Below are 12250 nucleotides of genomic sequence, written 5' to 3'. Positions count from 1 at the left end.
TCGTCCACTCACCGGGGACGCATCGACCCGGCCTCGGGCCCGCTCGGTCCGGCGGCACGAACGTGCGCCGCTTCGGCCCGATCCGTAGGATTGCAGCTCATGACGACCGATACGCAGCGCGCCGCCACCGAACCCACCACCGGCTCGGGAGCGCGGGAGGTACGCGTACCGGACAAGCCCGCCCTGGAGGGGCTGGAGGACAAGTGGCTGGCCGCCTGGCGCGATGCCGGCACCTACGCCTTCACCCGTCCGGAGTCTCGGGAGCAGGTGTTCTCCATCGACACTCCCCCGCCGACGGTCTCCGGCAGCCTGCACGTCGGGCACGTGTTCTCCTACACCCACACCGACCTGATCGCGCGCTACCAGCGGATGCGCGGCAAGCACGTGTTCTATCCGATCGGCTGGGACGACAACGGCCTGCCGACCGAGCGGCGGGTGCAGAACTACTACGGCGTGCGCTGCGACCCGGCCGTCCCCTACGACCCGGACTTCGCGCCCCCGGCCAAGCCGGACCCGAAGCGGCAGCTCCCGATCAGCCGGCGCAACTTCGTCGAGCTGTGCGCCGAGCTCACCCACATCGACGAGAAGGTGTTCGAGGACCTGTGGCGCCGGGTCGGCCTGAGCGTCGACTGGTCGCTGCTCTACACGACGATCTCCGACGACACGCGATTCGTTTCCCAGAAGGCATTCCTGGAGAACCTGGCGCGCGGAGAGGCGTACCTGTCGCAGGCGCCGACCCTGTGGGACGTGACGTTCCAGACCGCGGTGGCCCAGGCCGAGCTGGAGGCCCGCGACTACCCCGGCGCCTACCACAAGATCGACTTCCACCGCGCGGACGGTACGCCGGTGCGGATCGAGACCACCCGGCCCGAGCTGGTCGCCTCCTGCGTGGCGCTGATCGCCCACCCCGACGACGAGCGCTACCAGCCGCTGTTCGGCGAGACGGTGACGTCGCCGATCTTCGACGTCGAGGTCCCGGTGCTGGCCCACCCGGCCGCCGAGATGGACAAGGGCGCGGGCATCGCGATGTGCTGCACCTTCGGCGACCTGACCGACGTCGCCTGGTGGCGCGAGCTGCAACTGCCGACCCGGGTGATCATCGGCCGCGACGGACGGCTGAGCCGCGAGACCCCGGACTGGCTGGTCAACGCCGGCCCGTACGCCGAGCTGGCCGGCAAGACCGTGTTCTCCGCGCGCGAGGCGATGGTTTCGCTGCTGCGCGACTCCGGCGACCTCGCCGGCGAGCCCGAGCCGACCCAGCGCAAGGCCAACTTCTACGAGAAGGGCGACAAGCCGCTGGAGATCGTCTCCACCCGGCAGTGGTACCTGACCAACGGCGGCCGCGACGCCGGGCTGCGCGAGGAACTGCTCGCGCGCGGGCGCGAACTGGCGTGGGTGCCGGAGTTCATGGAGCACCGCTATGAGAACTGGGTGGGCGGCCTGAACGGCGACTGGCTGATCAGCCGGCAGCGCTACTTCGGCGTACCGTTCCCGGTCTGGTACGCCCTGGACGACGCGGGCGAGCCCGACCACGCCAACCCGCTGCTGCCGACCGAAGATCAACTGCCGGTCGACCCGGCGAGCGATGTGCCGGCCGGCTACACTGAGGCGCAGCGCGGCGAGCCCGGCGGGTTCGTCGGCGACCCCGATGTGATGGACACCTGGGCGACCTCGTCGCTGACGCCGCAGATCGCGACGGGCTGGGGCGGGCGCGATCCCGAGCTGTTCGGGCTGACCTTCCCGATGGACCTGAACACCCACGCCCACGACATCATCCGGACCTGGCTGTTCGCCCGGGTGGTGCGGGCGCACCTGGCCAACCACTCGCTGCCCTGGTACCGGTCCATGATCAGCGGGTTCGTGGTCGACCCGGACCGCAAGAAGATGTCGAAGTCCAAGGGCAATGTCGTGGTGCCGACCGAGATCTTGGCGCGCTACGGCGCCGATGCCGTGCGCTGGCGCGCAGCGCTGGCCCGGCCGGGGCTGGACTCGCCGTTCGACGAGACGCAGATGAAGGTGGGCCGCCGGCTCGCGATGAAGGTGCTCAATGCGTCGAAGTTCGTGCTCGGCTACGGGTCGGCCACGGATCTGGCCGTGGTCAACGAGCCGGCCGACCTGGCGCAGCTCGAGGCGCTGAAGGCGGTGATCGAGACGGCGACCGCGCGGTTCGAGGCCTTCGACTACACCGGGGCGCTGGAGGTCACCGAGGCGTTCTTCTGGGCGTTCTGCGACGACTACCTGGAGCTGGTCAAGGAGCGCGCCTACGGGGCGCGCGGCGAACAGGCTGCCCGCTCGGCGCAGGTTGCGCTGGCGTACTCGCTGGACGTGTTGTTGCGACTGCTCGCGCCGTTCCTGCCCTTCGTCACCGAGGAGGTCTGGTCGTGGTGGCGCGACGGCTCGATCCACACCGCCGCCTGGCCCGACGCCGCCGAGATCACCACGTCCGGCGACGCGGCCGCGGTGACCGACGTGGCGGCGGCGCTGGTGGCACTGCGCGGCGCGAAGTCGCAGGCCAAGGTGTCGATGAAGACCGAGATCGAACGCGCCCGGGTCAGCGGGCCGACGGCATCGCTGGACCGGCTGCGGGCCGCCGAAGGCGACCTGCGCGCGGTCGGTCGGATCACCGGCGAGATCGACTGGGCCGCCGACGACGCCCCGATCGCGGTCGAGGCACAGCTCGTGCCGCAGGCCGGCTGAGGCCGCAGCGATGCCGGAGCCGAAGTTCCCCGAGCCCGCTTCGTCGACCGATGTCGCCGCCCTGTTCGCCGACTACCTGGACTTCTACCGGGAGTCGGTGATCGAACGAGTTGCCGATCTCGACGATGCTCAACTCCGGGCGAGCAGGCTGCCCTCGGGCTGGTCACCGATCGAGTTGATCAAGCACCTGGTGTTCATGGAGCGGCGCTGGTTCGTCTGGGGGTTCCTCGGCTCCCGGGTGGACCGCCCGTGGGGCGACACCGCCGACGATGACCCGGACGGCGCCTGGCACGTCGGTGCGGAGGAGAACCTGCCGGCGCTGGTCGAGGCGCTGCGCGCCGGCGGCGCGCTCACCCGGCAGGTGCTCGCCGAGCACGCGCTGGACGAGATCGCGCCGGCCGGCCCGCGGTTCGAACCTCGGCCGCCGGCCAGCCTGGCGTGGATCTGCGTACATGTGATCAACGAGTACGCCCGCCACCTCGGCCATCTCGACATCGTGCGCGAGCTGATCGACGGGCGTACCGGCGAATGATCGGCGCGAGCCCGGCCGCGTCGATCAGACGTGCCCGGCTCAACCGGTGACGGCCTGCTGGCACTCCTGGCTGGAGAAGATCTCGCTCAGCTTCTGCAGATCGCCGGCATTGGACGGGGTGGTCGCGTCGGCCAGCTGCTGCAGCGTCTCGGCGCTGAGCTGATCGTAGGCCGCCTCGGCCCAGCAGTCGGTGAGCTTCTTCACCATGTCCTGCGGCAGGGAGCCGAGCGTGCCGGTCGGGTCGTTCTCCTTCAGCCAGGTGCTCAGGCCCGACTTCACGTCGTCCAGGCTGGGCTTGCCGGCGGCCTCACCGCCCGAGCTGTCGGTCGACTCGCCGCCCGTGTCCGGCGACGCCTCGCCCGCGGAGGTCTCCTCGCCGCCCTGCTCGTCGCCGGCGTCCTGGGTCTGCGCCGGCTCCGTCGGGCGGTCCTGAACGGCCGGAGCTCCGCCGCAACCGGCGAGCAGCAACATGCCGGACATCGCGGCACCGAGCACGCCGAGTGTGAGGGACTTGATCTTCATCTGATGGTGCCTTCCAGGTCGCGGACAACGAGCACGACGGTAGCGGCCGACGGGGTCAGCCCCGATGGAGACGCACCCGGCGCGTCAGGCGCTCTTCTCCTTGCGCTCCCGGCGCGGGAGCTTGGCGTGCGGCACGAGCGTGGGCACGACATTGTCGTTGACCACGTCCTCGGTGATGATCACCCGGGCGATGTCCTCGGCACTGGGCACGTCGAACATCACGTTCAGCAGCACCTCCTCGAGGATCGCGCGCAGACCGCGCGCGCCGGTGCCACGAAGCAGCGCGAGGTCGGCGATCGCCTCGACGGCCTCGGGGGTGAACTCCAGCTCGACGCCGTCCAGCTCGAACAGCTTGCGGAACTGCTTGACCAGCGCATTCTTCGGCTCGGTGAGGATCCGGATCAGCGCCTCGCGATCGAGCGGGGCGACGGTGCTGATCATGGGCAGCCGGCCGATGAACTCGGGGATCAGGCCGAACTTGACCAGATCCTCCGGGCGTACCTCCGCATACGGATCCTCCGCGGGCGGGCGCCGGGACTCGAGGTCGTTGTTGAAGCCGATCGGCCGCTTGCCGACCCGCTCGTCGATGATGTGGTCCAGGCCGGCGAACGCGCCGCCGACAATGAACAACACATTGGTCGTGTCGATCTGGATGAAGTCCTGGTGCGGGTGCTTGCGACCGCCCTGCGGCGGCACCGAGGCGGTGGTCCCCTCGAGGATCTTCAGCAACGCCTGCTGCACGCCCTCGCCGGACACATCACGGGTGATCGACGGATTCTCCGACTTGCGGGCGACCTTGTCGATCTCGTCGATGTAGATGATCCCGGTCTCAGCCTTCTTCACGTCGAAGTCGGCGGCCTGGATCAGCTTGAGCAAGATGTTCTCGACATCCTCGCCGACATAGCCAGCCTCGGTGAGCGCGGTCGCATCGGCCATCGCGAACGGCACGTTCAGCATCCGGGCGAGGGTCTGGGCGAGATATGTCTTGCCGCAGCCGGTCGGGCCGATTAGCAAGATGTTCGACTTGCCGAGCTCGACCCCGTCGTCCTCGGCGGCCCGCCGACCGGACGGCGCCTGCGCCTGGGCCTGCACCCGCTTGTAATGGTTGTAGACGGCGACGGCGAGCGCCTTCTTCGCCGGGTCCTGCCCGATCACGTAGGTGTCGAGGAACTCCCGGATCTGCACCGGCTTGGGCAACTCCTCGAGCAGACCGGTCTCGGAGGCGCCGGACAGCTCCTCCTCGATGATCTCGTTGCACAGCTCGATGCACTCGTCGCAGATGTAGACACCCGAGCCCGCGATGAGCTTCTTGACCTGTTTCTGGCTCTTTCCGCAGAAGGAACACTTGAGCAGGTCGCCGCTCTCACCGATCCGTGCCATGCGTCCACTCTCCATCCACCGTGCGAACAGTCCGCCGTGTCAACCAACCGCTGCCCGGCACCGTCGGCGCCGGCAACTGCCGACTCCACCCTAACCCGCGACGCGGACAATTCCGGGGGTGTTTCGCCCCGCGCCGCGGGTCGGGATCGATCAGTTCGGCTCGACGTCCTTCAGCGACGTCAACACATCGTCCACGATGCCGTACTCCTTGGCCTGCTCGGCCGTCAGGTACTTGTCGCGCTCGACGTCCAGGCTCACCTGCTCGCGGTCCTTGCCGCTCGCCTCGGCGATCATCGTCTCCATCAGCTCGCGGATCCGCAGGATCTCCTTGGCCTGGATCTCCAGGTCCGAGGATTGTCCGTAGCTGCCCTGGCTGGTGTAGGGCTGGTGGATCAGCACGGTGCTGTTCGGCAGCATCAGCCGCTGCCCCTTGGCGCCCGCGGCGAGGATCACCGCGGCGGCCGACGCGGCCATCCCGAGGCAGATCGTCTGCACCTGCGGCTTGATGTAGCGCATCGTGTCGTAGATCGCCGTCATCGCGGAGAACGAGCCGCCCGGGCTGTTGATGTACATGCTGATCTGGCGGTCCGCGTCCATCGACTGCAGCACGAGCAACTGCGCCATCACCGCGTTGGCGATGTCGTCGGTGATCGGCGTGCCGAGGAAGATGATCCGGTCCTCGAACAGCTTGGTGTAGGGGTCGACGCGGCGGATGCCGTAGGAGGTGCGCTCCTCCCACTGCGGGATGAAGTAGTCCATCGCCGGGCCCGCGGGGGCGTACCCGCCCGGCTGGCTGGGATTGATGTTCATGGGGTGCCTCACTGGTTGGGGGCGTCGTCGCCGGTGGGGATCTGGGCGGCGCGCTCGAAGACGTGGTCGATGAAGCCGTAGTCCTTGGCCTGCTCGGCGGTGAACCAGCGGTCGCGATCGGAGTCGCGCTCGATCTGCTCCAGCGGCTGGCCGGTGTGCTCGGCGATCAACGAGGCCATCTGCTGCTTGATGTGCAGCGACTGCTCGGCCTGGATCCGGATGTCGGACGCGGTGCCGCCGAGCCCACCCGAGGGCTGGTGCATCATGATCCGGCTGTGCGGCAGGGCGTACCGCTTGCCCTTGGTGCCCGCGCTGAGCAGGAACTGGCCCATCGACGCCGCGAGGCCCATGGCGACGGTCGCCACGTCGTTGGAGATCCACTTCATGGTGTCGAAGATCGCCATCCCGGAGTCGACCGAACCGCCCGGGGAATTGATGTAGAGCCAGATGTCGGAATCGGCGTCCTCGGCATTGAGCAGCAACATCTGCGCGCAGATCGCGTTGGCGTTCTCGTCCTTGACCTCGGAGCCGAGGAAGATGATCCGGTTGGCCAGCAGCGAGGAATAGACGTTGTCGGTCAGCCCGAAGCCGGCCGGGGCGGAGGTCGCGGCCCGCACGTCGGCCACGGCCGCGGTGTGCTTGTCTGGTGCGTTCACACCGACGAACGTACCGGTCCGGGCGGACAAACCGGACGGCGCCCGCGGCGTGTTCGCTGTCGGCGCAGCGGGTACGCCGACAGCGCGCCCTCAGGCCTTCGGAGCCTCCTCGGCGGCCGGCTCGTCCGCGGCGTCGCCCGCCGCCTCATCGGCCGCGTCGTCGGCCGGGGCGGCCTCGCCGATGCTGCCGTCGGGACGCAGGTTGGCCAGGTCGACGGCATTGCCGTCGCTGTCGGTGACCGTTGCCGCGGCGACCAGCGCGGCGAGGGCCTTGCCGCGCCGGATCTCGGTCATCCACTCCCCGGTGTGGTTGTGCTCCATCATGTGCTGGGCCTCGGCCTCGGGCGTGCTGTTGTTCTGCTGCGCCCGGCGGACCAGATGCTGGGTCAGATCGGCCTGGTCGACGCCGACCTCGAGCTCGTCGGCGGCCTTGTCCAGCACCAGTTGCGCCTTCAGCGCCTGGGCCGAGCGGGTGTCGACATCGGCCCAGAACTCCTCGGCGGTCTGCTCCTCCTCGGCATCGGCGAGGTACTGGTCCAGGGTCAGGCCGGCCTGCGCGAGCTGGGCGTTGATCTGCTCGTGCCGGGCGCGGGTCTCGGACTCGAGCAGGCTCTCCGGCACCTCGAAGTCGAGATCAGCGATGACCGCCTCCAGCACCCGGTCGCGGGCCTGCGCGGCCTGGTCCAGGCGGGCCATCTGCTCGACCCGGGTCCGCAGGTCGGCGCGCATCTCGTCGATGGTGTCGAACTCGGAGGCGAGCTGGGCGAACTCGTCGTCGGCCTCCGGCAGCTCCTGCTCGGCGACCTTCTGCACCGTGACGGTGATGTCGGCCTCCTCGCCACGCAGCGGCCCACCGACCAGCGTGGAGGTGAACTCCTTCGATTCCCCCGCGCTCAGGCCGGTGACCGCGTCATCCAGGCCGTCCAGCATGCCGCCGGCGCCGACCTTGTACTGGATGCCCTCGGCGGTGGCGTCGTCAAGCTCCTCGCCGCCCTTGCGGCCGAGCAGGTCGATGGTCACGATGTCGCCGTCGGCGGCCGGGCGGTCGGCGTCGTGCTGGGTGCCGAAACGCTGCCGGAGCAGGTCGATCTGCTCATCGACCACCGCGTCGTCGACGCTCAGCGGGTCGACGGTGGCAGAGACGTCGGCAAAGTCGGGCAGTTCGAAGTCCGGGCGTACCACCACATCGGCGGTGAACTCGACGACATCGCCGTCCTCCAGCCGCGTCACCTCGATCTCGGGCTGCGCCAGCGGGTTCAGCTCGTGCTCGACGACGGCCCTGGAGTACTGGTCGGGCAGCGCATCGTTGATCGCCTCCTGCAGCACCGCTCCGCGGCCGAACCGCTGGTCGATCACCGCGGGCGGGACCTTGCCCTTGCGGAAGCCGGGGATCGTCACCTGCTTCGCGATCTGCGCGTACGCCTTGTCCAGGCTCGGCTTCAGGTCCGCGAACGGCACCTCGATGGTGATCTTCACGCGCGACGGGCTGAGCTGCTCGACGGTGCTGGGCAAGATGGTCTCCCGGGAATGATCGTGTGCTGGCGGGCGCGGCCGCCCGCGCGGATAACCCGGCCATGGTAGCCAGCCCGGCGCCCGCGCGCCCAACCCGCGCGCTAGCCTCACGCCGTGATGCGACGTGGCGCCGCGGACCGGACCTGGCTGATTGCCCTGGCGGCTGCCCTGTGGGGCTTCTCCGGACTGTTGCGCGCGCCGCTGTCGCGGGCCTACCCCTCGACCTCGGTCGTGTTGTGGGAGCACCTGTTCCTGGTGGTGTTGGTGAGTCCCCTGTTGCCCGGCGCGATCCGGGCCCTGCGGCGATCCTCGGCGCGCACCGTCGTGGCCGTGCTGGTGATCGGCGGTGGTTCCTCGGCGCTGGCCACCACGCTGTTCACGGCGGCCTTCGCCTACGGCGACCCGATCAGCCCGCAGGTGCTGCAGAAGCTCCAGCCGCTGCTGGCGATCGGGCTCGCCGCCCTGCTGCTGGGCGAGCGGGTACGCGGCCGGTTCTGGCTGTTCGCGGTCCCCGCGCTGGCCGGCGCGTGGTTGATGGCCTTCCCGAATCCCTTGCAGGTGGGCATTCGGTCGCTGGTACCGGCCTTGCTCGGCGTGGGTGCCGCCGCGCTGTGGGCGCTCGGCACCGTGCTCGGCCGGGCGGTATCGGCGCAACTGACCTTCTGGCAGGTGACCGCTCTGCGCTTCGCCGGCGGTTTCGTCGCGTTGGTGATCATCAACGCTGCGCTCGGTACGCCGATGATCATGCCCGTGTCGACCTGGGGCTCGATCCTGTCGCTCGCGCTGATCCCCGGGCTGGCGGCGCTGTTGCTCTATTACCACGGGCTGCGCCGGACGGCCGCCTCCCGCGCGACCTTGGCCGAGCTGGCCTTTCCGCTGACCGCAGCGCTGGTCGGCGTGACGCTGTTGGGTGCCAGCCTGGCGCCCAGCCAATGGGTGGGTCTGGGCGTCGTGCTGGTCAGCGTGGTGGCGCTGGCCCTGCACGAACAGCGCGCCGAACGGCCCGCCGTGCGGGTTCCGCAGCCGGCCCGCACGGACTAGCGGCAGCCCCGTCAGGCGTCGAGACCGGGGACCTTGGACGGATCGATGCCGGCGACGTCGAATGTCCAGCTCACGTCGGTGTCATCGACGGCTATCGTCACCTTGCTGGCCTCGCGGAGCTTCGGCCAGATCACCTCGCGCAGATCCTGGAGAGCCAACGACGGGCGGTCGGGCGCCTCCGGCACCGTGATCGAGAGCTCTTCCGGTGCCCCGCCGTCGTAGGCGATGGTGCCGTCGCAGCCGAGCGGACAGAGTTCGGTCAGCTCCTCCAGGGTCAGCCCTTCCGCGCGCAGGGCGGCACCGTCTCCCCAGACGTCGGAGTACGCGATTTCCAGTACGGCTCCACCCGTCGTGTCCGCCACCGCGGCAACCGGCGTACCGTCCGAATACGTGCCGTAGGCCCAGCCCCCGCCGGGCACGGGCGTCGGCTCGCCGGCGGCCGCCGTCCCGCCTCCGGTCGGCCCCTCACCGGTCGGCCCCGCACCGGTCGGAAGGGAACTCGGCTGCGGGACGGGTGCATCCGTCGGCGGCTCGGGAGCAGGCTGAGTGCCGCAGCCGGCCAGGAACAGCGCGGCCGTCGCCGCCGCCACCAGGGTTTGTCTGATCATGGTCCATCCGCTCGTCGCTGCTCTCCGGGGGGCCCTGATCCGGACCCGCCCAACACGGTAGGCAGCAGCGAGGGCCGCGCAGGTCGCGTGCGCCCCGCGGTGGCCGAAGACCCGTAGAAATACGGGCATCGGGACGGCCGAGAAATGGAGCGGATGACGGGAATCGAACCCGCGTAATCAGTTTGGAAGACTGAGGCTCTACCATTGAGCTACATCCGCGTCGCCCGTCTCCGGGCGTCTCTCAGGCTAGCGCACGGATGACCTGCGGAGTAGTTGGACTGGCCCGGACGGGATCGGTCGGCCGAGCCGGGCGATCATGAGTACAGGTCTTTCAGGGTCTGCAACTGCGAACGGCTCGCCTCCGCCGCGGCGAGCGGGTCACGAGCCCGGATCGCCTCGAACAAGACCTCGTGCGAAGCATGGTCCGCGTCCTCCCACGGCAGCGGGCTGATCTTGAGCATGTCGACCATCGCCCGGTGAACCCGCGGCACGAACGCGTCGAACAACTCCGACAACACCTCGTTGTGCGCCGCCACCACGACCGCGCGATGGAATGCCATGTCCGCGTCCACGTGCACCTGCGGACTCGTGCCCAGCTTCGACCGATCAGCGAGAGTCCGCCGCAGAGCGCGCAGATCCGCCGGGGTCCGCCGTCCGGCCGCGAGTGCTGCGGCCTCCGCCTCGATCGCGACCCTGGCCTCGATCACGGCAACGACGTCCGCCCGCGCCAACACCGTGTCCCAGTCGTCTGCCGGCTCCAGCGACGTGACGAAGACGCCCGCTCCCTGACGACTCTCCAGCACCCCACGACCAGCGAGGTCGCGGATGGCCTCCCGCACCGTCGAACGCCCGACACCGAGCTGCACCGACAGCGTCGTCTCCCCCGGGAGCTTGTGACCAAGCCCCCACTCTCCCGCTCGGACGCGCGACAGGAGAGCTTCTGCGGCCTGCTCGGCCAGCGGGGCGCGCCGTATCGTGTTCATCCACACCTCTCAGCTTGTCTGAGGAGTTATTCCTGCCTAAAGTACTTCGCAAACGCCGTCGATCGCACGACAAGGACATGGCAATGGACGAGCGGAGCCGAACCACGAGACCTCGAAGCGCAGTCACGTGAAGCGTCGGACCGGTCTGTGGATCCTGACCGCCACCCATGCGGCCAACGACTTCTACCCGGGGGCCATTGCAGCACTCTTGCCATTCTTCGTCCTCGAGCGAGGCTACGACTACGCCGCGGCTGCGGGAATCACGCTCGCGGCAACATCGTTGTCCAGTATTGCGCAACCGGCGTTCGGCTATCTCTGCGATCGTTTCCGTCTCCGGTGGCTCGTCATCGCCGGACTTGGCATGGCGTCCGCCGGTGTCGCCGTCAGCGGGCTGGTGTCGCAGACCTACTGGCTCACCTGGATCGTCATCGCGATCTCGGGGATCGGCGTCGCCGCCTATCACCCGGCCGCGACCGTGGCGGCGCGGCAGGCCGGCGGTGGCTCGAACGGTTCGATGAGCATGTTCGCCGTCGGCGGCAATGTCGGCGCCGCACTCGCGCCCACCGCGGTGATCCTCGTGGTCGGGACCCTGGGCCTGGGCGCCACCCCACTCCTCGCGGCTCCGGCTGTTGCTGTGGCAATTCCGTACCTGACCCGCGCGTGGCTGGCGGGACGGGCCTCGTCCCGGTCGGCAGTGCCCACCAGCGATCAGCCGGCAGGCCCGCCCCGAATGGACGATGCATGGGTGCTCTTCGCCTTGTTGGTAGGACTGGTCGCGTTCTGGTCGATCACCTACGTCGGCGTGTCGTCCTTCATTACGCTCTACTCCATCGAACGCTTCCAGGTGGACGCGGCCGTCGCATCGATCGCGCTGTCGGTCTTCCCGGCCGCGGGCGCGATCGGCACCCTGGCTGGCGGGTGGCTCGCCGACCGATATCGGCGCTTCACCGTCATTCGCTGCGGGTACCTGGCCGCTGCGTGCTCCATGCTGCTCATCGTGCTCGCCCCCTCCCCCGCGATCGTCGTCATCGGGTCGGGAGCACTGGGAATCGCGCTGTTCATCCCCTTCGCGCCGCAGATCACGCTCGCCCACTCCTACCTGCCGAGCCGGATCGGGCTTGCCAGCGGCGTCACTCTCGGGCTCACCCTCTCCCTCGGCGGGCTGGCCAGCCCTGCTCTCGGTGCGCTCGCCGACGCCACGAGCATCCGCACCACGATGGCGCTCATGACGGGCCTGCTGGTGATCGCGCTGGCCGCAAGCTTCTTGCTGCGGGAACGCACCCGACCCGCCGCGCCGGAGGTCGCCGCACCAGCCGCCACGGAGCCTTCGTGACACACTCCGGCCTCGGGACTGCGTCGATCGGGCCATGCCGATGTCGTGAGACATCACCCCGTCGGGGCGACAGGACTCGAACCTGCGATCCCCTGCTCCCAAAGCAGGTGCCCTAGCCACTGGGCCACGCCCCGCTGCGGCGTACCGCAACGGCGTGAGTCTAGCGGACCAGCGCC

The 12250-nt window shown here is 69.4% G+C and carries 11 protein-coding genes and 2 tRNA genes; 4 read left to right on the top strand and 9 right to left on the bottom strand.

Annotated elements, in window-relative coordinates:
* Nucleotides 1-99: 99 nt before the first annotated feature.
* Nucleotides 100-2697, top strand: coding sequence for a valine--tRNA ligase (gene valS, locus ACXDC7_RS07770; RefSeq protein ID WP_179444065.1), 2598 nt, complete (start codon nt 100-102; stop codon nt 2695-2697).
* 10 nt (nt 2698-2707) lie between these two features.
* Nucleotides 2708-3229 (top strand): DinB family protein, encoded by a 522-nt coding sequence (locus tag ACXDC7_RS07765; RefSeq protein ID WP_459221749.1) that lies wholly within the window; start codon nt 2708-2710, stop codon nt 3227-3229.
* Nucleotides 3230-3268: 39 nt separating this feature from the next.
* Here the strand turns inward: ACXDC7_RS07765 and ACXDC7_RS07760 are convergent, their stop codons facing one another.
* From ACXDC7_RS07760 to tig, 5 genes are all read right to left on the bottom strand, one after another.
* Nucleotides 3269-3751, bottom strand: coding sequence for a hypothetical protein (locus ACXDC7_RS07760; RefSeq protein WP_179444067.1), 483 nt, complete (start codon nt 3749-3751; stop codon nt 3269-3271).
* An 84-nt stretch (nt 3752-3835) separates the two neighbouring features.
* Nucleotides 3836-5131, bottom strand: coding sequence for an ATP-dependent Clp protease ATP-binding subunit ClpX (gene clpX / locus ACXDC7_RS07755; RefSeq protein ID WP_179444068.1), 1296 nt, complete (start codon nt 5129-5131; stop codon nt 3836-3838).
* A gap of 150 nt (nt 5132-5281) precedes the next feature.
* Entirely contained in the window at nt 5282-5941 is a 660-nt protein-coding gene (locus ACXDC7_RS07750; protein WP_179444069.1) for an ATP-dependent Clp protease proteolytic subunit, read from the bottom strand.
* A gap of 8 nt (nt 5942-5949) precedes the next feature.
* Nucleotides 5950-6567: an ATP-dependent Clp protease proteolytic subunit gene (locus ACXDC7_RS07745; RefSeq protein ID WP_179446399.1), complete on the bottom strand. Its 618-nt coding sequence runs from the start codon at nt 6565-6567 to the stop codon at nt 5950-5952.
* 120 nt (nt 6568-6687) lie between these two features.
* Entirely contained in the window at nt 6688-8109 is a 1422-nt protein-coding gene (tig, locus tag ACXDC7_RS07740) for a trigger factor (RefSeq protein ID WP_459221748.1), read from the bottom strand.
* 117 nt (nt 8110-8226) lie between these two features.
* On the opposite strand from tig, the gene ACXDC7_RS07735 reads away from it, so the two are divergent.
* Nucleotides 8227-9150, top strand: a complete 924-nt coding sequence (locus ACXDC7_RS07735) for a DMT family transporter (protein WP_179446400.1) — start codon at nt 8227-8229, stop codon at nt 9148-9150.
* Between the two features lie 11 nt (nt 9151-9161).
* Here ACXDC7_RS07735 and ACXDC7_RS07730 read toward each other — a convergent pair whose 3' ends face one another.
* From ACXDC7_RS07730 to ACXDC7_RS07720, 3 genes are all read right to left on the bottom strand, one after another.
* On the bottom strand, nt 9162-9758 hold the full coding sequence (locus ACXDC7_RS07730; protein ID WP_459221747.1) for a hypothetical protein: 597 nt from the start codon (nt 9756-9758) through the stop codon (nt 9162-9164).
* Nucleotides 9759-9903: 145 nt separating this feature from the next.
* A tRNA-Gly gene (locus ACXDC7_RS07725) sits at nt 9904-9977 on the bottom strand.
* Between the two features lie 95 nt (nt 9978-10072).
* Entirely contained in the window at nt 10073-10741 is a 669-nt protein-coding gene (locus tag ACXDC7_RS07720) for a FadR/GntR family transcriptional regulator (protein WP_459221746.1), read from the bottom strand.
* Nucleotides 10742-10868: 127 nt separating this feature from the next.
* Here ACXDC7_RS07720 and ACXDC7_RS07715 point away from each other — a divergent pair, with 127 nt between their 5' ends.
* Nucleotides 10869-12074, top strand: coding sequence for an MFS transporter (locus ACXDC7_RS07715; protein ID WP_459221745.1), 1206 nt, complete (start codon nt 10869-10871; stop codon nt 12072-12074).
* Nucleotides 12075-12135: 61 nt separating this feature from the next.
* On the opposite strand, the gene ACXDC7_RS07710 is transcribed toward ACXDC7_RS07715, so the two are convergent.
* Nucleotides 12136-12208: transfer RNA gene (locus ACXDC7_RS07710), tRNA-Pro, on the bottom strand.
* Nucleotides 12209-12250 lie beyond the last annotated feature (42 nt).

It is taken from the genome of Naumannella huperziae, from assembly GCF_054073625.1.
Note: the sequence above shows the minus strand (reverse complement) of the source record. Positions and strands in the feature narration are given on the sequence as shown.